Annotated in this window: 24 protein-coding genes, 1 tRNA gene and 1 other annotated feature; of the genes, 10 read left to right on the forward strand and 15 right to left on the reverse strand. The window is 37.1% G+C overall.

Translation table 11 applies throughout. The features are described 5' to 3' along the window. Positions 1–47 precede the first annotated feature (47 nt). Entirely contained in the window at positions 48–1,487 is a 1,440-nt protein-coding gene (gene tig / locus F6K06_RS09970; RefSeq protein WP_124145366.1) for a trigger factor, read from the reverse strand. 1,790 nt (positions 1,488–3,277) lie between these two features. On the opposite strand from tig, the gene F6K06_RS09975 reads away from it, so the two are divergent. The 3 genes from F6K06_RS09975 (at position 3,278) to F6K06_RS09985 (ending at position 7,876) form a co-directional block, all read left to right on the forward strand. Further along, positions 3,278–4,333 (forward strand): aspartate-semialdehyde dehydrogenase, encoded by a 1,056-nt coding sequence (locus F6K06_RS09975; RefSeq protein WP_124145367.1) that lies wholly within the window; start codon positions 3,278–3,280, stop codon positions 4,331–4,333. A gap of 352 nt (positions 4,334–4,685) precedes the next feature. Then, positions 4,686–5,570, forward strand: a complete 885-nt coding sequence (gene dapA / locus F6K06_RS09980) for a 4-hydroxy-tetrahydrodipicolinate synthase (protein WP_124145368.1) — start codon at positions 4,686–4,688, stop codon at positions 5,568–5,570. Between the two features lie 488 nt (positions 5,571–6,058). Continuing rightward, positions 6,059–7,876 (forward strand): ribonuclease J, encoded by a 1,818-nt coding sequence (locus F6K06_RS09985; RefSeq protein WP_124146800.1) that lies wholly within the window; start codon positions 6,059–6,061, stop codon positions 7,874–7,876. Between the two features lie 119 nt (positions 7,877–7,995). Here F6K06_RS09985 and F6K06_RS09990 read toward each other — a convergent pair whose 3' ends face one another. The 3 genes from F6K06_RS09990 to hisZ form a co-directional block, all read right to left on the reverse strand. Next, complete coding sequence (locus tag F6K06_RS09990; RefSeq protein ID WP_124146801.1) at positions 7,996–8,241, reverse strand: ferredoxin family protein; 246 nt, start codon at positions 8,239–8,241, stop codon at positions 7,996–7,998. Positions 8,242–8,964: 723 nt separating this feature from the next. Beyond that, a complete protein-coding gene (hisG, locus tag F6K06_RS09995; RefSeq protein WP_124146802.1) occupies positions 8,965–9,981 on the reverse strand; it encodes an ATP phosphoribosyltransferase in 1,017 nt (338 codons plus the stop codon). A gap of 82 nt (positions 9,982–10,063) precedes the next feature. Next, a complete protein-coding gene (hisZ, locus tag F6K06_RS10000; protein WP_287240844.1) occupies positions 10,064–11,596 on the reverse strand; it encodes an ATP phosphoribosyltransferase regulatory subunit in 1,533 nt (510 codons plus the stop codon). A 180-nt stretch (positions 11,597–11,776) separates the two neighbouring features. Between hisZ and F6K06_RS10005 the strand changes: the two genes are divergently transcribed. The 4 genes from F6K06_RS10005 to F6K06_RS10020 all read left to right on the forward strand — a co-directional run bounded on the left by F6K06_RS10005 (position 11,777) and on the right by F6K06_RS10020 (position 14,196). After that, complete coding sequence (locus tag F6K06_RS10005) at positions 11,777–12,736, forward strand: Rieske 2Fe-2S domain-containing protein (RefSeq protein WP_124146804.1); 960 nt, start codon at positions 11,777–11,779, stop codon at positions 12,734–12,736. A gap of 216 nt (positions 12,737–12,952) precedes the next feature. Then, a complete protein-coding gene (locus F6K06_RS10010; protein WP_287287231.1) occupies positions 12,953–13,108 on the forward strand; it encodes a hypothetical protein in 156 nt (51 codons plus the stop codon). 275 nt (positions 13,109–13,383) lie between these two features. Then, on the forward strand, positions 13,384–13,986 hold the full coding sequence (locus F6K06_RS10015) for a prohibitin family protein (RefSeq protein ID WP_205127504.1): 603 nt from the start codon (positions 13,384–13,386) through the stop codon (positions 13,984–13,986). A 63-nt stretch (positions 13,987–14,049) separates the two neighbouring features. Beyond that, the gene (locus F6K06_RS10020) at positions 14,050–14,196 is read left to right on the forward strand and encodes a hypothetical protein (RefSeq protein ID WP_205127505.1); all 147 of its coding nucleotides are present in this window, start codon (positions 14,050–14,052) and stop codon (positions 14,194–14,196) included. 295 nt (positions 14,197–14,491) lie between these two features. Here the strand turns inward: F6K06_RS10020 and rplL are convergent, their stop codons facing one another. The 9 genes from rplL to F6K06_RS10065 all read right to left on the reverse strand — a co-directional run bounded on the left by rplL (position 14,492) and on the right by F6K06_RS10065 (position 19,330). Further along, complete coding sequence (rplL, locus tag F6K06_RS10025) at positions 14,492–14,896, reverse strand: 50S ribosomal protein L7/L12 (protein ID WP_124146805.1); 405 nt, start codon at positions 14,894–14,896, stop codon at positions 14,492–14,494. A 145-nt stretch (positions 14,897–15,041) separates the two neighbouring features. After that, the gene (gene rplJ, locus F6K06_RS10030; RefSeq protein WP_124146806.1) at positions 15,042–15,614 is read right to left on the reverse strand and encodes a 50S ribosomal protein L10; all 573 of its coding nucleotides are present in this window, start codon (positions 15,612–15,614) and stop codon (positions 15,042–15,044) included. A gap of 13 nt (positions 15,615–15,627) precedes the next feature. Continuing rightward, positions 15,628–15,816, reverse strand: a sequence feature (ribosomal protein L10 leader region). A gap of 205 nt (positions 15,817–16,021) precedes the next feature. After that, the gene (rplA, locus tag F6K06_RS10035; RefSeq protein WP_124146807.1) at positions 16,022–16,738 is read right to left on the reverse strand and encodes a 50S ribosomal protein L1; all 717 of its coding nucleotides are present in this window, start codon (positions 16,736–16,738) and stop codon (positions 16,022–16,024) included. Between the two features lie 115 nt (positions 16,739–16,853). Further along, on the reverse strand, positions 16,854–17,279 hold the full coding sequence (rplK, locus tag F6K06_RS10040) for a 50S ribosomal protein L11 (RefSeq protein ID WP_124146808.1): 426 nt from the start codon (positions 17,277–17,279) through the stop codon (positions 16,854–16,856). Next, on the reverse strand, positions 17,279–17,953 hold the full coding sequence (gene nusG / locus F6K06_RS10045; protein ID WP_124146809.1) for a transcription termination/antitermination protein NusG: 675 nt from the start codon (positions 17,951–17,953) through the stop codon (positions 17,279–17,281). Before nusG ends, rplK begins: the two co-directional genes overlap by 1 nt. Next, entirely contained in the window at positions 17,950–18,174 is a 225-nt protein-coding gene (gene secE, locus F6K06_RS10050; RefSeq protein WP_124146810.1) for a preprotein translocase subunit SecE, read from the reverse strand. The genes nusG and secE overlap by 4 nt, the downstream gene beginning before the upstream one ends. A 405-nt stretch (positions 18,175–18,579) precedes the next feature. Further along, positions 18,580–18,652: transfer RNA gene (locus tag F6K06_RS10055), tRNA-Trp, on the reverse strand. Between the two features lie 100 nt (positions 18,653–18,752). After that, positions 18,753–19,136, reverse strand: a complete 384-nt coding sequence (gene rplS / locus F6K06_RS10060; RefSeq protein ID WP_124146811.1) for a 50S ribosomal protein L19 — start codon at positions 19,134–19,136, stop codon at positions 18,753–18,755. A 35-nt stretch (positions 19,137–19,171) separates the two neighbouring features. Continuing rightward, positions 19,172–19,330 (reverse strand): hypothetical protein, encoded by a 159-nt coding sequence (locus F6K06_RS10065; protein ID WP_205127691.1) that lies wholly within the window; start codon positions 19,328–19,330, stop codon positions 19,172–19,174. 629 nt (positions 19,331–19,959) lie between these two features. On the opposite strand from F6K06_RS10065, the gene F6K06_RS10070 reads away from it, so the two are divergent. Further along, positions 19,960–21,720: an EamA family transporter gene (locus tag F6K06_RS10070; protein WP_124146812.1), complete on the forward strand. Its 1,761-nt coding sequence runs from the start codon at positions 19,960–19,962 to the stop codon at positions 21,718–21,720. A gap of 488 nt (positions 21,721–22,208) precedes the next feature. On the opposite strand, the gene F6K06_RS10075 is transcribed toward F6K06_RS10070, so the two are convergent. Next, on the reverse strand, positions 22,209–22,358 hold the full coding sequence (locus tag F6K06_RS10075; protein ID WP_161564669.1) for a hypothetical protein: 150 nt from the start codon (positions 22,356–22,358) through the stop codon (positions 22,209–22,211). Positions 22,359–22,508: 150 nt separating this feature from the next. Here F6K06_RS10075 and groL point away from each other — a divergent pair, with 150 nt between their 5' ends. Together groL and F6K06_RS10085 are read left to right on the forward strand one after the other, a co-directional pair. Further along, positions 22,509–24,191: a chaperonin GroEL gene (groL, locus tag F6K06_RS10080; RefSeq protein WP_287240836.1), complete on the forward strand. Its 1,683-nt coding sequence runs from the start codon at positions 22,509–22,511 to the stop codon at positions 24,189–24,191. 21 nt (positions 24,192–24,212) lie between these two features. Beyond that, positions 24,213–24,362 (forward strand): hypothetical protein, encoded by a 150-nt coding sequence (locus tag F6K06_RS10085; protein WP_287240834.1) that lies wholly within the window; start codon positions 24,213–24,215, stop codon positions 24,360–24,362. Between the two features lie 623 nt (positions 24,363–24,985). Here the strand turns inward: F6K06_RS10085 and cofH are convergent. Then, the gene (gene cofH / locus F6K06_RS10090; RefSeq protein ID WP_124142707.1) at positions 24,986–26,170 is read right to left on the reverse strand and encodes a 7,8-didemethyl-8-hydroxy-5-deazariboflavin synthase subunit CofH; all 1,185 of its coding nucleotides are present in this window, start codon (positions 26,168–26,170) and stop codon (positions 24,986–24,988) included. Positions 26,171–26,177: the final 7 nt, after the last annotated feature.

Genomic DNA, 26,177 nt, shown 5'->3' on the forward strand with positions numbered 1-26,177 from the left:
GGGATTACCCAACCATTCATTAATTTGAGTTTAGTTAATCTTGTTCATTATTGAGGATTTTCCACAGTAGCTACAGGTTCCGCCTCAACTTCTACAATAGTTTCTGACTCTGACTCAGTTTCTACAGGAGTTTCTGTAGCTTCATCTATTTCTGAATCTTTAGTTAGAGTTCCTTGAGGTACTAACTCTACTGTGCCATTTTCTTCCAACCATTTGATTGTTTTTTCCTTCAGTAAGTCTTCTGTCACTACTTCTCTTAATCTATCTGGATCGACATCCTTTCCTTGGAGTTGTCCCATGACTTTAGCTGACTCTGCTACAATCTCTTCTTCATTTACCTCGATTGACTCTTCCTTGGCCACTGTTTTAATAGCCCAATCTCTTTTTAATCGCTCAATTGCTTCTGGCCGCGATCGCTCTTGCATTTCTGGCAATTTATCGCTACTGAACAATTCTTTAACATCTATTCCATACTGGCTCAACTCCATGGCACTTTGGGCTAACATCTGCTGAACTTCATTTTTAATTAAAGTTTCTGGTAATTCTACTTCCAGATGGTTCACCAGCTCATTTACAATGGCAATTTCCTTATTCTGTTTTGTTTGTTCCTCTTTTTCTTTGGTAAATTTTTTCTCCATGAACTCTTGTAATTGGGCTAATGTTTCAAACTCACTAATTTCTTGAGCAAAATCATCATCCAACTCTGGTAATTCTTTTTCTTTTAATTCTTTAAGAGTAATTGTAAATACTGCTGGTTTACCTGCTAACTCTGGTTGACCATATTCTTCAGGAAATTGAACGGAAATTTCTTTTGTTTCCTCTAGGTTCATACCTACTATTCCATCAATGAACCCAGGGATAAATTGTCCTTCTTTCAACTCCATTTGATAATCTTGAGCCTTGCCTCCTGGAACTTCTTTCGGCTCTTCTCCCTCTGTATCAGATGGGATTATACCTTCAAAATCTACTATTGCCACATCTCCTAACTGAGCAGCTCTTCCTTCTACGGGAATTAGTGTGGCCTTTTCAGAGCGACGTTCTTCTAGAAATTCATCTAATTGAGCATGGTCATATTTAGCTTCTTCAGCCTTGACCACCAATCCTTTATAATCATTAACTTTAGCCTCTGGCTCTACATCCACTTTAGCAGAGAAGGCCATTTCTTTTCCTGGTTCAAAATCTTTTACTAACTCTTCAAATTCTGTAACCAGGTCAAATTGACCTATTGCATTGATTTGTTCTTGTTCTCTTGCTTTTTCTAAGCAATCATTAATGAGGTTATCTAAGGCCATAGCTTTAACATAATTTCTACCCAGCCTCTGTATCAATATTTGTCGAGGCACCTTGCCTTTTCTGAACCCAGGAATATTGGCGGTACGGATATATTTCTGAATCACCTGTTCGTAGGCATTCTTGGACATTTCTGGTGTAATCTCGATTTCCAGGCCTATTTGGCTAGCTGGAAGTTTTTCCTGGGTAACTTTCATCGGCGTTTTGTTTAAGTTAGTTAGAACTAAGTTTAAGATTATAGGCTATGATTCTATCATAAATGTTGAAAGAGGACTCCTGTTATATCCCTACTTGAATCGGGAATGGGGAATAGGGAACAGGAAATAGCAAACTGTAAAAGGGTTTTAGCATTGAAAAATGTCCTCACTAATTCTTGTAGTGCTATATCATCGCTCTTAATTTAACGATGAGGTGAATTTCAACCAGAAAAGTGATTGAGCAATACGCGTGCGCATTTTTGGCGTTATAATTGCATCAATAGCCGTGGAGTACACGGTTGAATCAAAACGCACCGCCTGGGCTGAGGTAAATTCAGGGTAAAGACGGAGCAAGACAGCTTGTTGAGATAGTAGTAGCGGGGGTGCAATTCAGTTTATTTGATTTGTTATCTAGCCCGAGAATCTGTGAGACAAGAATCTCCCGTTATGATCAAGGGATTTAACCATGAGAGTGTCAATAAGCTATATAATTATTTATTTATAGGAATCTTAAGATTCTGACTTTTTCTTGCACTATACTTTTTGGCTTACTATTACTATAAGTATTTCTCTACCTTCGCCAACAATGCTTTAATTTTAGGAATTTTTTAACTTTATTTTTTTCTCGCTATTGGCAAAGTAAGTTGATATTTTTTCTTTTAAAAAGCTACCATATTATGGTATTATTAAAGGTTTACTTAAAGATGACATGACTCTAGTGCCGCTACGCGGAAGTTATTATATCATGTTCGGTAGAACAGTTATAATTAGGTTCGTAGTTTTGCTCTAGCAATAATAGTAAGTATTTCAGAGGCTCAAGCCCAACTACAAACAAAAATGTAATTATAAGTAATTATCCGTTAGCGTAGCTCCCCCTCCGGGGGAACATGATATTAAAGGTTAAAAGTATTGATTTGTAATTGTTTTAGGATTTTGTAACTGGTCAGTTATTTTCGGCATCCTGCACTAGGTTCTTATTTTAAGATTCTCAAGTTGTTACACTACAATTATAATTAATACTGATTAAATTTCGGCCAAAAATTTCATATAAATCTTTCTCGATTTTCCTCTATTTTGTCTGAAAATTAATATGTTAATACTTTTACTTATATAAATAGCCGAAGTAATATAATCATTTAAAACTACTCTATCAAAAAGACATCTCCGATCATAAAAAATCAAATCAACTATTGTACATAAATTATCAATTATTTATCCCTACTACCTATTTTCTGGAGATGTCTAAAGAATTAAACCGAAATATCTAAGAATAGTTTGATTTGATTTGACTATAGTCAGTCAGTAGGTATAGAATTAATTTAGTAGTATGAAAATATTGGTTTTATTAAATATTTTTTGGTTTTCTGCTATTTACGATCGAATAATCTAATTGAATATCTGTTGTAAGCATTTAGCAGTCAGCTATTAGCTATCAGCTATTGATGATAGGAGGAGGTAAAAGCAATTTATAAATTTGGATAAATTAAAAAACTTATTGTCAAATTACGCTGATTTAGACTTATAAGGAATTTTCATTATTTGCTGATAGCTGACTGCTAAAAGCTGAATGCTTAGTATATGTTATATATGAAATATCAAGCTAATTTTTAATCCTTAGTTTATGAAAATTATCTATATTAACCAAGTCGTAAGGGAGTGCAGATTAGATAATCTAGATGAGAATCAAATTTAATAAAAATAAAAAATCTATTTTAGTCAGAAAATCAAAAAATTAGCTCAAACTATTAAACTTAATAAAAAACATTATCAAAAAATAAAATGATGAAAAAATGAAGGAGGACAAGAATTTGTCAGAGTTTTACAAAGTAGCAATATTAGGAGCAACAGGGGCTGTAGGAACAGAGTTGTTAGAATTACTGCAAACTAGAAACTTTCCAGTAGCAGAATTAAAACTACTGGCATCACCCCGTTCCGCAGGTAGCACTCTAAAATTTAAAGGACAAAACTTACAAGTAGAAGCTGTAACAGATGATTCATTTAAAGATGTAGATTTAGTGCTAGCATCAGCAGGTGCATCTACATCAAAAGAATGGGCAAAGAAAGCAGTAGAAGCTGGTGCTATAGTAATTGATAACTCCAGTGCCTTTCGTATGGACCCTAAAGTGCCTCTTGTAGTTCCAGAAGTTAACCCAAAAGCTGCGGCTCTACATCAAGGTATAATCGCTAATCCTAACTGCACAACAATATTAATGTGTGTAGCAATATGGCCTTTGCATCAAGTCCAGCAAATTAAAAGATTGGTAGTGGCCACTTACCAGTCAGCAAGTGGGGCAGGGGCAAGGGCAATGGAAGAAATGAAAACTCAAACGAAAGAAATTTTAGAAGGAAAAACTCCTGGAACAGAGATTTTTCCCTATCCATTAGCATTTAATTTGTTCCCACACAATTCCCCACTGAATGAGCAGGGATATTGTCAAGAAGAAATAAAAATGGTTAATGAGACTCGTAAGATATTGGGGACTAACGATATCGGGATTACAGCAACTTGTATTAGGGTACCAGTATTACGCGCTCATTCAGAAGCTATTAATTTAGAATTTGCTCAAACATTTAGTGTAGACAAAGCTAGGGAAATATTAAGTCAAGCACCTGGAGTAACACTGGTAGAAAATTGGCAAAAAAATTATTTTCCCATGCCAATAGAAGCAAGTGGTAAAGATGATGTATTAGTAGGTAGAATTCGTCAAGATATTTCTCATCCTTGTGGATTAGAATTATGGTTAAGTGGAGACCAGATCCGAAAAGGAGCTGCCTTGAATGCGGTACAAATAGCTGAGTTATTGGTGGAAAAATATTGCTTGAGGGTAGAAGCAGCAACAGTTTAGACTCAGGGTGCAAAAAACAAAAGAAAAAAAAAGAGTATTCAACAATTAATAATTAACAATTATCTATCCTTGAAAAGAAGAGGATTGACTCAAAGGAAAATTTTTTCTTGTTTCTCCTTTAAAGCAGAGGCTTTAAACCTTAATTATTCGGTAAAGTTAGTTCCTATTTCTACAATGTAATGAAATGGGTTATTAACAATAGTTCAGTCATACAAAAATAAAAAAATTTTGCAGAGAGACTGTAAAGCGAAAGCGATGTTAATCTGAAAAAAAATTAGGTCTAGTAAGATAGCCCAAAAAAAAGAATAAGACCTAACAAAGCTATAAAAAAACCATAAGGAGTGCAAAGAGTGTGGTAGATTTCGGTAAAGTTATAACTGCAATGATTACGCCGTTTAATTCAGACGGTAGTGTTAACTATGAAGAAGTAGAAAAACTATCTATATGGTTGACAGAAAATGGGACAGATTCATTAGTAATATGTGGAACAACAGGAGAATCTCCAAGTTTAACATGGGAAGAAGAATATAAACTATTTCAAGTAGTTCAAAAAGCAGTAGCAGGAAAAGCTAAAGTAATAGCTGGTACTGGGTCAAACTCCACAATAGAAGCGATCGCAGCTACCGAAAAAGCTGCTAAATTAGGCTTAGATGGTTCATTACAGGTGGTACCATATTATAATAAGCCACCACAGTCAGGACTTTATGAACATTTTAAGGCGATCGCTCAAGCCACCCCAGAATTGCCAATAATGGTATACAATATACCAGGGCGTACTGGTCAAAATCTGATTCCTGAAACTGTAGCCAAACTGGCCGAAATTCCTAATATTGTTGCGATTAAAGAAGCCAGTGGTAACATAGATCAAGTAAGTCAGATTAGGCACTTGACTGCACCAGAGTTTAAGATTTATTCTGGGGATGATTCCCTCACACTACCACTTATGGCTATTGGTGGAAGTGGCGTTGTCAGTGTAGCTAGTCATTTAGTAGGAAAACAGCTACAAGAGATGATAGTAGCGTTTGAAACAGGTAAGGTACAAGTTGCTACAGAAATTCACCTAAAACTATTCAGCTTATTCAAAGCTTTATTTGCAACAACTAACCCCATTCCGGTAAAAGCAGCTCTGAATCTGCTAGAGTGGAAAGTAGGCTCTACTCGCCCTCCACTATGCGACCCTCCAACTGAAGTAACTGAAAAATTATCAGCAGAAATGGGTCAACTAGGTTTATTATGAGTCAATTTCACTGGTAATAAAATTTGTCAGAAAATTAAATATCATCAATCTGAATAATGATTTAGTTACCCCCTCACTAAATCGCTAAAATCTTGAATTTTTAAGAGATTAGTTTTTCTACTTTTAACTAATGGGTATTAAAAATCAGTAATGCCAATTTTAAAAAAGAATGTTTAGAATAATTCAGGGTAATAAAAATAATTTACAGGAGATGTCTCTTTGACTAAAAAAATGAATTACAACCTAAAAAATGGTATAAAAGCTATTCATTATCACTCCTGACTCGCTCATCCAGACACCTAAGAAATAGCTAGGCTATTTATAGCAAATATTTATCAAATTGGTATATAGCAAGGAAGAAGTTGATGTTTGACTTATATTAATGATGAATTTGAGACAGAGAAAAGCTTTTCCCACTGTTCCCTGTTCCCTGCTATAACAATCATTCAAAATCTTTCACAGTTAACAACAAGAAAAATAGGATAATTATGACAAGAAAGAAATCATCATCTGCCCTAAAAATTATTCCTCTGGGTGGACTACATGAAATTGGTAAAAACACCTGCGTATTTGAATATGATGACGAAATTATTCTGCTTGATGCAGGATTAGCTTTTCCTACTGATGGAATGCATGGTGTAAATATCGTCTTACCAGATGTAACTTATCTGACTGAAAATCGTCATAAAATCAAAGGTATGATTGTCACCCATGGTCACGAAGATCATATTGGTGGTATTCCTTTCCATTTGAAAAATGTAGAAATTCCTGTCATTTATGGACCTAGATTGGCAATGGCTTTACTATACCCAAAACTAGAGGAAGCAGGAGTCCAAAATCGCACAGAATTAAGAACTGTTCGTCCACGTGATATTGTCCGGTTAGGCAGACATTTCAGTGTTGAATATATTCGTAATACTCACTCAATGGCGGATAGCTTTACAGTCGCCATCACAACACCAGTGGGAGTAGTTATCCATACAGGTGACTTCAAAATTGACCATACTCCTGTAGATGGAGAAAATTTTGACTTTCAAAGGTTAGCAGAGTATGGAGAAAAGGGAGTTCACTGCTTATTAAGTGATTCCACAAATTCAGAAGTACCCGGTTTCACGCCTTCAGAAAGGTCAGTTTATCCAAATTTAGACCGAGTATTCGCCAACGCTCCTGGACGTTTAATGGTTACAACCTTTGCATCTAGCGTACATAGATTACAAATAGTTCTAGAGCTAGCAAAAAAACATGGTAGGTTGGTGGCAACAGTAGGGCGATCGATGCTGAATGTGATTGCTCATGCTCGCAATCTTGGTTATGTTAAGTGTGAAGATAGTTTGTTTGTACCTCTACATAGCGTCCGAAGTGTACCTGATGAGAAACTATTGATTCTGACTACAGGTTCTCAAGGGGAACCAATGTCAGCACTAACTCGTATTGCTAAGGGTGAACATAGGCAAATAAAAATTCGTAAAGGAGATACAGTTGTATTCTCTGCCAACCCTATTCCTGGTAATACGATCGCTGTTGTTAACACCATTGACAAACTAATGATGTTAGGAGCAAATGTGATCTATGGTAAAGATAAGGGTATCCATGTTTCTGGTCATGGTTGTCAGGAAGACCAAAAATTAATGTTGGCACTTACTCGTCCTAAGTTCTTTGTACCGTTTCATGGTGAGCATCGGATGTTAGTTAAACACAGTCAAACTGCTCAAAGTATGGGGGTTTCTCCAGAAAATATGGTAGTGGTACAAAATGGTGATGTGGTGGAATTAACTAAAGATTCTATCGGTGTTGCAGACCGAGTAGCTTCTGGTATTGAACTGGTAGACTCTTCTCGTTCTGGTATGGTTGAAGACAAGATTCTTAAGGAAAGGCAACAATTGGCAGAGGATGGTGTTGTGACTGTAGCGTTGGCGGTGAATGCGGATGGTAAATTGATTGATAGACCTCAGTTACATTTGCGTGGTGTGGTAAGTGCTATGGAAATATCACAAATGCGCGAACTGGTGATCAACACATTAAAACAAAGTTTGAGCAATAACTGGTTTGAGTATGCTAAGTCAAATAATACTCAAGTTAATTGGTCTGGATTGAAAAAGGATCTTGAATGTGCTGTTCAGCAAATGTTGAGACGAAAGCTTCAAGGTCAACCTTTGCTAGTTTTCTTAATGCAAACTCCAGAAGCAGGAGATATACAAGATAGAAGTGTAGAAGAGAAAGTAGAGCAGAAAAAAGAACTGCCTATACCCAAAACACCACTGGGAAGACGGAAACGTCGGTCTACTGCAGCAAAAGTAGCATCTTAATGAACTCAGAAGGCAGAAGGGTTAGAGAGTAATTTTAAAAACGGACTTTTGATAACCGGATCTGGTATAAGGTGCGTTGCAACGCACCCTAAAGTTAGTTACTCCTGACTCCTCCCTTATTAACTACTGGTACTAGATGTACTAGGTGTCTTCTGTGACTCTGGTCTTTCTTCGGCCAAAATTGCCCCTTCTACAGGACAAACACTTAGGCAAATTCCGCAGTCAATACAGGTATCAAAATCTATCCAATACCAATCAGTTCCCTTAGTATTTTTACCAGGTCCTTCATGGATACAAGCGACAGGACAAGCTCCAACACAGTCAGCAACACCTTCGCAAATATCAGTAACAATTGTATGTGGCATTTTTATTATTTTATCAAGTCAAAACTAAAAATTTCTAAGGGATATTTCTCTGTTGTAATATAGAATCCAGTTATATAGTATATTTTGATAATTCTATAATTACTTCAAGCCTTAAATCTCCCCTACTTCCACACTCCCAACTATATAATTAACTATTCAACCGAACATGATATAAGAGGAGAGTTAAGTCGATATTTTTTTCTAGAAAATATCAACTTTCTCCACCAATAATATCATGTCCGGATAATTAGGGTTTGCTGAAAAAGTATGAGTGGTAAGAGTAGGAGTCAGGAGCCAGAATCCAGAATCGAGGAGGAATGGGAATTATAGAAGAGGTAGTTGGAAGAATCGTCCCTTAATTTTTCTGCCATAATTTACCCAAAGTATGCTCATTTTTGAACCGGAACTACCTAAAAGCTAGAACTTTTTCATACCTGAAAATCTTCAAACCTTTATGTGTAAAGACGTTGAGATTTAATCAGCAAGCCCTAATTAGCAATAGAACTCAATTCCACTGACACGTTAACGTTTGCGATAGCATTCCGTAAGGAAAGTTGTGCGCCAGCAAACAAAAAACTTTCTCCTTTTCCTCCTCTTTATTCTTCTTTCTTCCCTCCTGAGTCCTTACTTCCCCTCCTGGGAGGGGGAGGGGCGAGGGGTGGGTTTACTCCTGACTCCTCCGTCGTTTATTTATAAGTATTCAACCGAACATGATATAATAGCCTAATTTAACTTTTTCAAAAATGCTTCATAAGTTTGAGATTTGGAGCCAAAAACATAATTAGGAGAAGAAACTGTAATATCTGTACCACCTACTTTTCTGAGATGATTAATTGCTGGTAACAACATTTCTTGTTTCACTACAATTGTGGCAGCATACCAATCATTTTTCTTCCCAGAATATACTTTAGCAATAGTCGGTCCTTGTAAACCAGTAATGCCACTTAATCCACTTTTATTCATTAACAAATCACCTATTTCATCTGCCGACTTTCCATGCACATTTGCAGTTATCGACACATATTTTTTTGACTCCATCTGAGCTTCAATTAACTCTAAAAAGACCTTAGTTGTTTCCAACTTAGCTTCACTTTCTTGTAACAAACGTTTATTACCAATTAAACAAGCTTGAGACTTAAGAAGTGTGCCTCCTTCAATTCGCTTTAAACGATTTTCTCTCAGAGTTGTGCCAGTGCTAGTTACATCAGCAATCATATCAGCATATCCCATACTTGGTGCTGCTTCCATTGCACCTTGGACTGCTACTAAGGAAAAATGTACAATTAACTTTTCATACAACCATTTTCGAGTCAGGTTATTATACTTTGTAGCAATTCTTAGATTTTTACCTTTCTCTTTAAATAATAGAGTTAATTCTGCTAAATCTTCTATGGAAGAAACATCTACCCAACTTTCAGGAACGGCTAAAACAACTTCACATTTACCATAACCTAATTTATCCCAAATAACTATTACATCATCATCGGATTGACTTTCTTCAGAAACTACGTCATAACCTGTAATTCCTAAGTCAACACTTCCTTCTTCTACTTTTGTAAAGATATCTGCTGCTCTTTGAAATAATACTTTTACTTGTGGCAAGGCAGGAATAGAGCCGAAATATTGTCTTTCACTGGGTCTAGATACAGTTAAACCACAAGCTGACAATAAGTTCATGGCTCCTTTTTCTAATGCACCTTTACTGGGTAAAGCTATTTTTAAAATTTGCTCGGTGGTCATTTTAGTTATCAGTTATCAGTTATCAGTTATCAGTACCTCTGCAATAAGGAGGCTGGAAATAGGGTATTAATTTTTCAGTAATTCAACTATTTCTAACTTTTTTTACTACTTCATTTAATTCCAAATTTTGCTTTTCCCCAGATTCCAGGTTTTGCAAAAGCACTTTACTATCTTGTTGTTCTACAGAATTTAAAATAATTAAAAATGGAATATTATGCTGAATTGCATACTCAATATTATTTTCAATATTTCTCCCGATAATGTCAGTTTCTATCCGCAAACCTAGCCTTCTTAATTTTTCCGCAATTTCGACAGTATAAACATAATCATGTGAACTAATACCAACTACCAAAATTTCGACAAATTGATAATTATTAATATTCAAATGAGATTTTTCAGCTAATACTTCTCTGAGTTCTTCCATTACATAAGAAAAACCAGTGGCAGGAGTTTCTTGTTGACCTCCTAAACTAACAATTAAATCATCATATCTACCACCACCACATAATTTTCTTTCTCCTAAGTTACTGTCAGAAATTTCAAAAACCATACCTGTATAATATTGGAGACCCCGACTAATTCCGAGGTCAATATTAATACGATTTTTGTCTACATTAAAGGCATCTAAACTTTTAAGAATATCTTGTAATTGTGTTAAGCAATAATCATCAATATTGTAAGCTAAAAGTAGTTTTTCTGTTTCTTTTAAAATAGCATTCGGCTCACCTTTTAGTTTACTCAACTCTGTCATAAAATCTAATGCTTTATTGAGCTGTTTAGTTTGGTTTTGATGTTTAATCTTCACTAACAAACGGTCAACTATTTCTTCAGGTTCGCGAGTGCTTGAAAGTTCGATATTCATACTTTCGAGAAACTCAAAAATAGCTACCCTAGCCTCCTCTTCTTCTAAATTTTGTAGGAGGTCTGTAATTTTTTTTGTCGTAATATTTTTACCTGGTTGTTGTTGAGCAGAAGTATTTTTTTGAAACGCTGGATAAATTTCAGAAAGTAAATTTTCTACTGTTTGTTTACCTTCTTTTCTCAGAGTTTCCATCTGAGTAAGTAGAAAACTACGAAGACGAGTATCTAACTCAAGATGGTCCAGGAATTTGTTGATAACTCCAACATGACCAATAAACATTTGATATTCAGTTAAACCTAAACGGTCTAAACCTTGACAGGCCATAGAAATAACTTCCGCATCAGCGATCGCCCCTTTTGCCCCAATTAACTCTATTCCCATTTGGGTAAATTGACGATATCTCTCTTTCTGGGGCTTTTCATAGCGAAATACTGGCCCTGTATAATAAAGTCTTACTGGCAGGGGTATTTCTTGGAAGTTGTCCAAATAAGCGCGGACCACTGAAGCCGTAAATTCTGGCCTGAGACAGAGGCGACGGTTACGATAAATAAAGTCGTAGAGGCGAGAAACTATGTCCTCACCAGATTTTTTCAGATAGAGTTCAGTATATTCTATTAGTGGTACATCTATAGGTCGGTAGCCATAAGATTCAAAACTACCACTGAGTGCATTTTTAATTTGTTTATCAATGTGATAGGTGTTTGGCAGAATGTCCCTGACACCTCTGACTCGTTCTACTTTTGTGGTTTGCATAGACAAAATATAAAAGATTGTAGTTTTCTCATCGCAATTTTGACAAGAGAGCTTCTACTAGATGATTTTATTTCTCTTTTGTCAAGAAAAATTGATATTTTTTAATGTTTCTAGTTGGCAAGCGATCGCTACCCTTATACACTGATAGCTGATTTTTGTCTATATTCAAAAAAAATAATTATGTATTCAAACCTCCCTAATAGCTGGTTTCGTGTTGCCAGAAGTGAAGATTTATCTACCAAAGGAGTAATACCACTTCATTACTTCGGAAAAGACTTTGTACTATTTCGTACAGAAGATGGCAAACCTCATATTTTTGATGCTCACTGTCCTCACTTAGGCGCTCATCTTGCTCATGGAGGTAGAATACAAGGCCAAACTCTGAGATGTCCTTACCACGGTTGGCTCTGGGATACAAATGGACAATGTGCTGCTATTCCTTATCCAGATAAACCCAAACCCAAAGCAAAAATACAGAGCTGGCCTGTACTTGAGCTTAATGGTCTCATAATGATGTACCATCACCATCAAGGAAAACTGCCAGACTGGGAAATACCTCAAATACCAGAACTAAATTCGGTCGAATGGACTCCCCTACGTTTAGTCCGTCAGTGGAAAGTCCGCACTACCCTTCAAGATTATATGGATAACAGTGTAGATGTCTCTCACTTATATAATTTGCACAGCCGTACTTTTAAAAGCGCTCATAGTCATGGGGTAGAAATTGACGGACCAATTTTAACTCATAGAATGTCTCAGAAATATAATTTATCTTCTTTAGCAGCAGGAAAATTAGTATTAGAAGATGGCTCAGTTACTACTATTTATTACGGACCTGCTTATGATGTGAGTTTTTACTGGACAGAAGGAAAATTAAAGCTAGGTTTGTTAACTATTTTTACAGGAACACCAATAGATAATGAGTATCTTGATATTGCAATATTTTACAGTGTGAAGAAAGTTCTACCTTTTCCTTTAAGCTTGATTTTAAATAAGATGTTAAAACAGGATGTCTTAGAAACTTTTGAACAAGATGTGAGTATTTTAGAGAATAAAAAAGATATTCATAATCCACCTTTATATCAAGATGATGGTCCTGTGCGTCAATCTCGAAGTTGGGCGGGTCAATTCTACTCATAAAATTCTTGGATATCAGATACTTCAGTTTAAAAATAAAAAACTATATTTTACAATTTTTGATAGATTAATTCGCACCAATTCTTGGTAACAATTTCCTGAATCAATAATATAAAATACTTTAAATTTTTGATAAAAAGTTAGAATTTAATTAGGGCTTGGTGATTAATCCTCAAAGAATTGACATATAAAAGCTTTAGCCTTTTTAGGTCGAAAAAAGTGCCAGTTTTTTGGTCTATAGAGCTGCAAAAAGTTAGCATTTTCATTGGGCGAGGACGAAAAAATCAAGGAAAAATTCTTTCGGCTAACTCCTCTATGATTCCCATTTCTCCTGACTCCTGTACGGGTAATTCATGTTTGCGGAGCATTCCGTAGGAAATTACCCCTACTCCTGCCGTTATACATAAGACTTTTTCAGAAAACCCTAATTATTTATCACTAGGAATATTTTGCTCCCATGCTTGAATTCCGTATGACAATTTGAAGAATCTATAAAAATTTGCTTAAGTAATTACTGGAATGATACTATGTCAGTTTAGTAATATTTCTAGTTAATTATGCTTAGTTAGTTAGCTCTAAATCTTTTACCTAAGCAATAAAAATTATCTCACCTTAATCGGTAAAAATTCAATAAATCCCCAATCAAAACAATGGAATTAATCATCTCATTGCTCGTTACTTTGGTGGCATTCCTTATAGCTTTGACAAATCCTAATATTGCCGGGGAAAAAGAAAGAAAAAAAGTACGCGCCCTCGCTCTATTAATTGGTTCTTTGGCTGCGATAATTTCTATTTATCAAACAATCAGTAAGTTTTTGGTAATTATGCCAGCAGGTAAAGTAGGTGTGGTAGAAATACTTGGTAATGTTTCTGAATCTACGCTTACCCCTGGTCTTCACTTAGTTAACCCCCTTGCTAAAGTAATAAAATTTTCTACTCGACTCAAAGATTTAAAAGAAACTGTTACTGCTACATCCAAAGAAGGATTAAACTTTCAAATAGATGTCAGTCTTCAATATAAAATTGACCCTGAACAAGCAGGACAAGTATATGAAAATATTGGTTTAGAGGAAAAAGAAATTATTATTTCTCGATTCCGTTCCCTAATTCGGGAAATTACTTCCAACTATGAATCTAGAGATATTTATAGTGAGAAAAGACAGGAAATAGCCAACAGTTTACTTGAAAAACTTACTCAAGAGTTAAATCCTTTGGGTTTTATAGTTGAGTCAGCTTTGTTCAGAGATATTTAATTACCTAGAAATATTCAACAAGCAATTCAAGAAAAATTAAAGGCAGAACAAGAAAGCCAGCGAATGCAATTTGAATTAGAAAAAGCACGTCAAGAGGCAGAACGAAAAAAAATAGAAGCTCAAGGTATGGCAAATGCTCAAAAATTACTTTCTCAAGGATTAACTGAACAAGTCTTGAAGTTAAAAGCTATTGAAGCTACTGAAAAGTGAGCAGCTTCTCCTAATACAAAAGTGGTTATTATTGGTGGGGGCGAAGATAGATTACCTATTATTTTACAACAAAGATAAAAGATAAAAACTGCTGTCTCAAGTTTTTTCCAAATTCATGTACTATATTTTGTCGTGCGGAATTTTAATTTTAATCAAGACCGCTATAATTTTCAGATAAAACAGCCCATATCAATGATACAGGCTGTAAAAAAAATATCAACATTCTCTAAGTTTATAGAGAAATTTGTCTAATGTTATAGTGAATATTATTCACTAAATATTTTCCCAAAGATAACTATTTAACTGTCACCTTAGCTCCTGCATCTTCTAATTGCTTCTTAATATCTTCAGCAGCTTCTTTAGCAATACCTTCTTTAATTGGCTTAGGTGCAGACTCTACCAAATCTTTTGCTTCTTTCAGACCCAAACCTGTAATGGCACGAACCACTTTAAGAATAGCAATTTTCTTATCTGAAGGAAACTCTTCAAGAATTGCATCAAACTCAGTTTGTTCTTCAGCTTCTTCCGCAGGAGCAGCAGCACCTCCAGGACCAGGCATACCCATAGGCATCATCATGCCACCAGCAGGAGCAGCAGCACTAACACCAAAAGCTTCTTCTATTTGTGAAACTAATTCAGATGCTTCGAGCAAAGAAAGAGACTTAAGTTGTTCTAGAATTTCGTCGGTTTTTGCAGACATTAGTAATCTCCTATTTTTTGTTAGTTTGTAGTTATTTTTTCGCTAGAATTTAGACTTTTTTATTACCTTTAATATAGTTAAATTACTGGAATTATTCTCATAATAAAACTGATAGGATATTAGTCAAAAATTCATGTTGTTTGTGTTAGGCACCATCGCCTTGTTGTTCTTTTTCTGAAATTGCTTTAATAGCTCTATTTACAGAAGCTGGAACCTCATTAATACCAGTGGCAAGTTGAGTAGGTACAGCATTTAGACCAACAGCCAACTTAGTAGCTATACTGTTGAGAGCACCAGCCACTTTAGCAAGTAACTCTTCCTTAGATGGTAGATCGGCGATCGCTTTAACCTGATCTTGAGTCAGGAGTCGCCCTTCCATCACACCACCCTTAAATTCTGTTTTTTTGGTGGTTTTTTGGAATTCTTGGTACGCCTTGATAGCACCGCCGATATCATCTTTTAGGAATAGGAAAGCATTAGATCCTGCCAACAACTGTTCCATAGGTTGCCAGTTGGCATCTTCTTTAACTGCTATTCCCATCAGAGAATTTTTAGCTACAGAGCAACAGCTACCAGTAGGCAGTAGTCGTCTACGCAGGTCTGTAATTTCTGCCACGGATAGTCCGTGATAATCAACTACAAGTGCTAGCTGACTTTCACTCAAGTTTTGCTTGATGTCTGCCAACATCTCTTGTTTTTGTTCCTTCGTTTTGCCCATATTTATCACCTCCTTGACAAACCAAAAACCCTGGCGGATTATACTATCTGCCAGGGCAAAGAATTATGAATCCAAAACAAGTAACTTATTAAAGATTTCGACAAAAATCCCTTATACCTGTTTTTGAATTGTTAATCCTTGAACCTCGGCAGGAAATTAAGCTATTAGCACCTGCTGTCTTAAGCTCTTTGATTTTAATTATTTTAGCTTGAGAAATCTTATTTAACTAGCTATCAGCGATTAGCCATTAGCCATCAGCTTTTATTGCTTTGGGTAAAAATACCCGGTTTCCAACCTGCCGGATAGCCCTTGGACAAGTTAAAATATCCTTTCCGTTCCGGAATGCTCCGCAAACGAAGGCATCTCAAAAAAAATCTGCTGAAAGCTGACCACTTATTTAATATAGATTAAGCTTCTGCTGTTAATTTTAGATCCCGCAGGGCACTAACTTCAATTTCAATTGATGGTCCCATTGTTGCTGATACATATATACTACGCCAATAGCGACCTTTTGCACCAGAAGGACGGTTACGGTCAATACAATCTTGTAAAGCCTTTAAGTTGATCAGCAAATCTTCTACAGAAAAAGAAGCTTTACCAAACATAACGTGAACTATACCTGTGCGGTCGGCTCTAAATTCTAACTTACCTGCCTTAAACTCGTCAATAGCTTGTGCCAGATCGAAAGTTACAGTACCGCCTTTAGGAGATGGCATTAAACCTCTCGGTCCTAATAAACGCCCTAGTTTAGCTACTTTAGGCATCACATCAGGTGTAGCGATCAAGGTATCAAAATCCATCATCCCTTTGCTAATTTCTTCAATTAGCTCCTCCGATCCAGCTAAGTCAGCTCCTGCGGCCAGAGCCTCGTTAACTTTTTCACCTTTGGCAATGACTGCAATTCGGACGGTTTGACCAGTTCCTTTGGGTAAGGCCACTGTAGTTCGTAGCTGTTGATCTGTATACTTAGGATCAATCCCTAAGCGAATATGAGCTTCTGCTGCTTCTGAAAATTTTGCTGTAGCTGTTTCTTTTAAAACTTGAAGCGCCTCTTCAGGTTCATAAGGTCGCTCTTCTACTTTTTTTCTCAGTTCTTCTAATCTACGAGAGACTTTTTTTGGCATTTTATTCTCCTGGGGTACTTAACGAAGCTCTGCTTCTCCCCCTAATATCAATTTACTTTTGTTTCTATTTCTACTTTAGAATACAGATATTTGGGAATTGGATTAATTAATCAAATCAATCCGCAATAGTAATACCCATATTTCTAGCTGTGCCTCCTACAATTTTCATTGCAGCTTCAATGTCATTAGCATTGAGGTCTGGCATTTTTGTTTGGGCTATTTCTTGCAATTGAGCTTTTGTAATTGAGCCTACTTTTGTACGATTTGGTTCACTTGAACCACGTTCTACACCTGCTGCTTTTTTAATTAAGACTGCTGCAGGAGGGGTTTTCAGAACAAAAGTAAAACTACGGTCTTCATAAACCGAGATTTCTACTGGAACTACTGTACCAGCTTGGTCTACAGTTTTGGCGTTATACTCTTTACAAAACGCCATAATATTCACACCATGCTGACCTAAAGCAGGACCTATAGGCGGAGAAGGGTTAGCCTTTCCCGCCGTAATAGCCAACTTGATCAGCGCCACGACTTTTTTTGCCATTATTTATGCTTTTCTACCTGATTAAATTCTAATTCTACTGGCGTATCTCGTCCAAAAATGGATAATAGCGCTTTCAATTTACCTCTTTCTGGACTTACTTCAATTACATCACCTTCAAACTCTTTGAATGGCCCTGAGAGAACTGTAATATGATCTCCTTCTGCCACTGTCACCTTGAGCATTGGGTCTTGCTCTTGAGCTCGTTTAAAGACTCTTTCTACTTCTGAAGGACTCAGTGGTAACGGCTTAACATGACCACGACCCCTTCCATAGCGACGCTTTTGTTCAGCCCCTACAAAGTTAATCACATGTGGGGTACTTTTGACAACCTGCCATGCTTCGTCATCAATTGTCCATTTTTTTTGTTCCTCTATCCAATTTAGCCTCATTTGTACTAATACATAGCCAGGAAAAACTTTTTCTTCACTATGTTGGCGACTGCCATCTTTACGAAGCCTAACTGCGGGTGTATGAGGTATTTCTATTTTAAATATTTTATCTGCAACATCAAGAGTTTGAATACGCTGGGTTAAATTAGCCTTAACTCGTTTTTCGCAACCAGAGGCAACTTGTACTGCATACCATCGTAATTCTCCTTTGAGAAACTCTCTGGGCTTTTCTTCCCCCTGGTTTGATTGCGTTGTGTCTTGTGTTTCTTCAGGATATAATTTCATCCAAACACCACCCCAGCTGCCCAACTAAAGAACTCATCTACTAGATAAATGATTGTTGCCGAGAGAATAACCATTAACAGTACAGCAACAGACTCACTGATGAGCTGCTCTCTGCTTGGCCATACTACTTTATCTAGTTCTTCTTTTGTTTCTTTGAAAAAAGCTAGAAGCTGGAAACTTTCCTTGTTTTCTTGTACTCTAACTTCCTCTTTTTTGGCCACAATAACTTATCTCCCTAAGTTTTGGATTTTCAATTTATTTACTTATACTTAATTGTTGGGATTTTTTACTGTATTTACTGTATAGTCTTCCCAAATACTATTGCTAATGGTTGTTTTATAGATTCAGATTCTTAGTTCATCGGTACGACTTAGAATCTCAAGGAAGATTCTGATAATATTACATTTATACACTGGAGTCTCAGCAATCTACTTACTATAGCACAAATATTGTCCGCAATTAATAACTGCTTTTGATGTCAGCGACAGCAGTAAAATTCGCATAGAAATAATTAGGAAACCTTTGCCTTAGTAAAAATTCTCTATACAAAAATATTATTGGTTAATTTGGGTAGATATAAAAATATCTACGATGAAAGAATATCTTGATTAACTTTAAGTATTAAGCGCGCCCTGGAGGACTCGAACCCCCGACATCAGGTTTTGGAGACCTGCGTTCTACCAACTGAACTAAGAGCGCATAGTTGAGGCCTTAGATTAAATCTTAATGACCTCTACTTGATCTAGTATAACATAACTTTTCATCAAGTTCCAAATAATTTCTTAAACCATCTTGGAGACTATAAAGGACGATCGAATCTTTGCTTGACACGGGTGGCCTTACCAATACGTTCTCTCAAGTAGTAAAGTTTAGCTCTACGCACCTTACCTCGACGGATTAGTTTTATACTAGCAATTCTAGGAGAATGGAGCAGAAATACCCTTTCTACTCCTACACCCTGGAAAACACGACGAACTGTAATAGTTTCATTGATTCCTCCATTCCGCATGGAGATTACAGTACCTTCGTAGGGCTGGACTCTTTCTTTTCCTCCTTCTATAATTTTGACTCCGACTTTTACAGTGTCACCTACATAAATTTGAGGCAATTTCTTTTTCGAGCCTTGTTTGAGGTTTTCTATTTCCTCGGCTTCAATTGAGCGAATGATTTCTTGGGCTGTCATAATACTCTTTAAAACTCACAATCTATTACTATATATCAATTATTATGAGCAATGCAAGCAGCAACAAAATGATGAAAGACTGCCCATTCCCGATCAAATATTAGTTTTGCTAGTTTGATGATTATACCTTGGACATCTTCGTCAATATTTGAGTCAAGGAAAAGTATCTCAGTTAAAAAATAAACTTTCCGCATTAAAGCTTAATCATCATGTAATGTGGAGATATCGTGGAGGTAATATGTCCCCAATTTTATAGCTAAATTCAGTTAAAGAATAGTCAGATAGATAAAAATGGGACATTATTCATTCAAGTATATATATGAAAGAAACTGTAAAAGTTGACATCCTCTCCGGCCTAAAGGCGCTGATCTTCCTACTGAACGATAGATTTCGGTGGGTTGACGTTTTGCTGGGGCAGAACTGCGACTAACATAGGAAACTAATTTAAAGATTATAGCATATTTTCTGCTACAGAAATCTTAGGAAAAGTCCTCCTTTGAGGACGAGGCTTCAGACCCAATTTTCCTGTGAAGTACCCAACAGCAAACTTTGTTTATAGTGGGCTTCCTAATTCAACAGCCAATGCCTAAATACAAGGGAAGCAAATACTCATCTTCCACAGGCTAATTGTTGAGATTCACTTAGTTATCGAGATTAATACTGGAGTTCCAGCATTTATTATATTAAAGCACAATCAATTCCCGCGATTTATTAGGGGCTGTGTGGGGAATTACTGCCACATATTTATTAGTTCTGCCCCAATCCCAACGTACCTTATGGAGTGGGACTTTTCGCGGTATTAGTTAAAAGACCTATAGGGAAAATGAATACTCAACCCCCAAATCAGGGAGCCGAAACTCCCAAATCACCAGAAGAAGTCCTGAAATTAGTGATTCAAGACTTAGATAGTTTTCGCCAAAATCTGACAAATCAGTTAAGCCAAGATGTATACAGACTGAGAGTCGAGAAAGAACAGCTTAATGAGGATATCAGTAAATTACGAAAGCAATATGAACAGTTGCAATCTAAACAACTCGAATCTTTATCTCAGCGACAAATAGCCCAGCAACAATTATGGCTTAAACAATTAGCCCAGGTTTTAGCTAATAACTTACAAAAACAGTTAGGCCAAAAAATTAGAGATTTAACGGAGAGTGTCGATCCGGGACTACAACAAGCTGGTATTCCAGGGGGAGAGTTACCAATGACTAATCCTTCAAATAACTATTATGGGACTACTAATGAATTTGGAGATTCTTTATCTGGTGTTGTGAGTGGGACATTTGAGGCATTAAAACAGGAGTTGGATAGTTACCAAAGTGACCTTTCTGTACAGTTAAATAGTATGCGTAGTATGGAACAGCAGGGTGAGGTCATTCTAGAAGCTTTGGTCAGTCGTCTTCAGGCACAACTGGAAAATAATCATACAGTTTCATCTAGAACTTATGAAGTTTCTCAGTCTGGGTCTAACAACTCAGCAAATACTACTTCTTCAGGAAAATCAATGTTGACGACATCTCCTGTGGAGTCCTCAGAAGTATCCCCTAAGTCCAAAACTGAGTCTACTGCTAAACCTAAAAAATCTGCTTCTCAAGTTCAGGTAGGTTTGATTTTGGCTTTACTTTCAGCAGCACTGTTATCTTTATTTAATGTTTGTATTAAAGTTATCCTTAATACGCCTCCACAACCTAGTACAATTTTCGGCTTATTTCCGGTGGAAGGGTTGATAAATCCTAATGTTGGTAATTCTTTGTTAATTTTATTACTACGACTCATTGTAGTAATGTTGTTGATGCCCATAGTCGCAACATTTCTCTATCCTGCGGTTTGGAGCGATATTGAGCGCCTGATCAAATCCAAAGATTTTTCTTTATGGTGGAAGGTTATTGGTAGTGCTTTCTTTTTGTTCTTATCTCAGGTATTAATATATATTTCTATAGGTAATATACCTACTGCTATTGCTATTACAATTTTCTTTATTTATCCAATTATTACTGTTTTAGTATCTTGGGGATTATTTGGCGATCGCCCTTCTATGATAAGAATTTTTGCTATGGTTCTGATTGTTATAGGAGGGTTTTTAGTTCTTCCTAGTGGAGAGGGTGATTATCAACAAGGAATTTTGGCTGCTGTGGGTGCTGGAATTACTTTTTCTGGGTATGTTATTCTCACACAAATGTCAGCAGGAAAACTTCATCCTATTCCTTTTAGTTTAGTGAATTTTGCCGGAATTTTTGTATTTTCTGCTTTAGGTTTGATGATGCCTTTACCGACAGAATGGTCAGTTAATATTAATATGGACCCTAGTGTTAATGTATGGTCTGGTTTAATTGTTAGTGGTATTATTCTGGGAATTTTAACACTTTCTAGCTATGTATTAAATAGTTTTGCTATTAGATTTGCTGGAGCTGCAAGAGCATCTATAATTGGTACTTCTGGTCCGGCATTGACTGCTTTATTTGCTCTTTTGGTTATTGGAGAAGTTTTATTATTAAAACAACTTTTGGGAATGTTATTGGTGATTATTGGAGTTGCTGCGATGAGCTTTGAAAGAATGTTTGCAGCAAGGCAAAAAACAAGTTAATTTTGTTTCAAAAATCCTGAAAATTACAAGGGTAGGAGTCAGGAGTCAGGAGTCAGGAGTAGAGAGTAGTGAGGAGAAACAAGGAATTAATTAGAAGATAGTCAGATATATTTGTTCCTTGATTTTTCTGCTATTATTCTGCCTTATATCCTAATTTTTTGAGGGTTTTCAACTGAAAACCAGGGATTTTTTTCTACCTAAAAAGGCTAAATTCTTTATCTGTCAGTGCTTTTGGATTTAATCGGTAAGCCCTGTTTAGGTGTTGCTGTAATGGTAATAATATTTATTATTGATGGAATGTACAATTGTGATTTTTTCAGATAAATTCCAGACAAAAAATATTCAACATTCAACAACACCAAAACATCTAAATATTGTCGAACTTTAGATGTTCCGCAAAAACTTTAAAAATAGCATTGGTCTAACCAAAGCCATTAACAGATGGACAATAACAGCCATCTCCAGCAATTTCCGCTATATTCACGACATTATACTTTTCCCAGAGGCTGTGTTCCTTGAAAAACTGGCGATCGCCATCCCATAAATACTGAATTGATGAATTCTTTTCGTTTTTTTGCCCTCTCTTCCCACTCAGCTACAGAATCATTTTGTCCAATGAATTTTTTGAGTTTTAGCAATATAAAGCCTAAAACCTAGACAAAGCAAGATTTTTCCTTCTGCCTTCTGCCCTCTGCCTTCTGCCTTTTGCTATAGGTACGGTTTCCACGAACTAGCACTCTACCTCACCGAGTGCTAAATTTTTATTTGGAAGCAATAGGAGAAAGTATATGGCCAAGATTGTAGAATTTAATGATAAATCCAGACGCGCTCTAGAGCGAGGAATAAATTCCCTAGCTGATGCAGTCCGAATCACTATGGGTCCAAAGGGTAGAAATGTATTATTAGAGAAAAAATTTGGCGCACCACACATAGTGAATGATGGGATTACCGTGGCCAAGGATATCGAGCTAGAAGACCCCCTAGAAAATACAGGTGCTAGACTTATTCAGGAAGTGGCATCCAAAACAAAAGATATTGCTGGAGATGGCACAACTACCGCTACAGTTTTAGCCCAATCTATGATTAGAGAAGGTCTCAAAAACATAACTGCTGGTGCAAACCCAGTAGCAGTGCGTAAAGGGATTGAAAAAACCATTAATCAGCTAGTCAAAGAAATAGAAGCAGTTGCTAAACCAGTAGAAGGAGGAGCGATCGCTCAAGTAGCTACGGTCTCTGCTGGTGGCGATGCAGAAGTAGGACAAATGATTGCTGAGGCAATGGATAAAGTGACTAAAGATGGGGTAATCACTGTTGAAGAATCTAAGTCTCTCTCTACGGATTTAGAAGTTGTTGAAGGGATGCAAATCGACCGTGGTTATCTTTCTCCATACTTTATTACTGACCAAGATCGGTTAGTAGTTGAGTTTGAAAATTCTCGCATTCTCATCACTGATAAGAAAATTTCCTCTATTCAAGATTTAGTACCTGTACTAGAAAAAGTTGCTCGTGCGGGTCAATCTCTTTTAATTATTGCTGAGGATATTGAAGGGGAAGCTTTAGCTACTTTGGTGGTGAATAAAGCACGGGGTGTATTGAATGTTGCTGCTGTGAAAGCTCCTGGTTTTGGCGATCGCCGTAAAGCTATGCTCCAAGATATTGCTATTCTTACAGGTGGTCAACTTATCTCTGAAGAAATAGGTCTGAATCTGGAGATGGCAGATTTAGATATGATGGGAGTTGGTCGGAAAATCACTATTAACAAGGACAACACTACTATTGTTGCTGGTGGGGATACAGCAGAGGAAGTGAAAAAGCGCATTGCTCAAATTCGCGGACAGCTTGCAGAGAGTGATTCTGATTATGACAAGGAGAAGTTGCAGGAGCGTATCGCTAAGTTAGCTGGTGGGGTAGCAGTGATTAAAGTTGGTGCAGCAACAGAAACTGAACTTAAGGACCGCAAGTTAAGAATAGAAGATGCTTTGAATGCTACTAAAGCTGCTGTAGAGGAAGGTATTGTGCCCGGTGGTGGTACTACTTTAATTCATTTGGCGACTAAGATTGATGAATTGAAAGGTAGTTTAAGTGAGGAAGAGCAGATTGGTGCTGATATTGTCAAACGTGCTTTAGAAGGACCTTTACGTCAGATTGCTGATAATTCTGGTGCAGAGGGTTCGGTAGTTGTAGAGAAAGTACGTTCTACTGATTTCAGTGTTGGTTTTAATGCCATAACTGGTGAATATGAAGATATGATTGCTGCTGGTATTCTTGACCCGGCAATGGTAGTACGTTCTGCGTTGCAAAATGCGGGTTCCATTGCTGGTATGGTATTAACTACTGAAGCTGTGGTTGTTGAGAAACCTGAGAAGAAAGCTGCGGTGCCAGATATGGATGGTGGCATGGGCGGCATGGGCGGCATGGGCGGCATGGGTGGCATGGGCGGCATGGGTATGCCTGGCATGGGTCTGATGTAATATTGCCTGTCTATTTAGGGTTTGCGCTCTTTAGTAGGGGTAGGAGACAGGAGACAACCCACCCCTCGCCCCTCCCCCTCCCAGGAGGGGAAGACAGGAGACAGGAGACAACCCACCCCTCGCCCCTCCCCCTCCCAGGAGGGGAGAAATGGATCGGGAGCGAGGAGGTAGGAGTAAGAATTGTCAATTTGGGATTTTTCTGCCAAACTCCTGCCTAAAATACTAACTTTTTGAGCATGGAGAGCTGAAAAGTTTGCACTTTTTTCGACCCCAAAAAGGCACTTGTCTTTATATGTCAATGCTTTTAGATTAGATCGGTAAACCCTATTTAGTATTAGAAGGCAGAAGACTGTATGGTTGATTTTATCTGCCTCGCCACGCTGTACTAAAGCCTTATTTTAATTTTGCCTAAAACGGGATTGATGAATTGAGATTATGTTCAACTTTCCCGTTTCCTTATTTTATATAGTAGTTTAACTTAAAAATGAGGCGTTTTTTCGTCTGAAACTCCCTCATAGCAAGAAAGCTTTGTCTCAATCTAAAGTTAAATGACTATACTTCTTGCAAAAGTCTTTTTCAGATAAAATTTGTAGGTTGGGTTAAGCGACAGCGCAACCCAACAAATCTATAGCAGGGAACAGGGAATAGGGAATAGGGGGGAAAGCATTTCCCTGTCTGAGATTGATCGTTAGCATAAGTCCTAACCGCTTTGGCAGTTGCTATATATATAACTTTTACTTTCTTTGTTGGGTTTATCCTGCGGATAAGCTACGCTAACGTTGCCTCAACCCAACCTACAAATACTGATAAAGCGTATCTCTGTGTTGATAATTTCTTCCTAAACTCCTAATAGCTCCTTGCAAACTTTCGACTTCCATACAAGTACCTCCAACAGCACCTGCCATTGTTGTAATATGCTCTTCCATTAACGTACCGCCAATATCATTACAACCCCACTTCAACGCTTCCTTTGCTCCATCCAAACCAATTTTTACCCAACTTGGTTGATGATTAATTATCCAATTTCCTAAAAATATTCTCGACACTGCCGTTAATAATAAAACATTCAACAAAACAGGTTGGTCGCGTCCCACTCTCCGACGCAAAGGTGCAGGTGCTTCTTGCCCGACAAATGGTAATAAAATAAATTCTGTTATTCTCGCCGGATAATTTTTTTCAATGGCAGTTTGTTGGAGAAAGCGCAACCTCTCCAAATGTAAAATTTGTTGTTGAGGGGTTTCAATATGACCGCACAACATCGTACTTGTGGTTGGCATTCCCAAACGATGTGCTGTGCTGAGTATTTCTAACCAAGTCGCCGTATCAATTTTTTCTGGGCAAATAACTCTTCTCACTGCATCATCCAAAACTTCCGCAGCAGTACCTGGCATCGACCCGACCCCCTCATCCCGCAAAGCAGCAATTACATATTCATAACTCATGCCATCTTCTCTGGCAATAAACTGTACCTCTTGGGGAGAAAAAGCGTGTAAATGTAATTGAGGAAAGTCATCTTTAATACTTTTTACTATTTGCAAATAATAAGGTAAAGATTTACCTGCAATTTTAGCTTGAAGATTTAATCCTCCCTGCATACAAATTTCTGTTGCCCCTCGTTGCACGGCATCATTAGCTTTTTCCAGAATTTGACCGATATCTAACCAAAAAGCACCCGCATTTCCCTCATCCCGGCGAAAAGCACAAAAACTACAATGTTGTTCGCAGATATTGGTGAAATTTATATTCCGGTTGATAACGTAAGTAACAGTATCTCCTACTTGTTGTTGTCGGAGTTGATCTGCTGTTTTCTGGATAGTGGTTATTTCTGTGGGAAGTTGAGTTAAGGCAAGTTTTCCGAAATTTGCTTGAGAAGTTGGGGATAACAATAATAGTGTCTCTGCTGTAGATAGGTCATAACCTTCTAAAGCGCGATTTAAAATTGTCTCTGGGTTTTGGTTTGTCAAGTTGAAAGCGGTCATATTTATT

The sequence above is a fragment of the Okeania sp. SIO1H4 genome (assembly GCF_010672695.1).
In the GTDB taxonomy this organism is placed as follows: domain Bacteria; phylum Cyanobacteriota; class Cyanobacteriia; order Cyanobacteriales; family Microcoleaceae; genus Okeania; species Okeania hirsuta.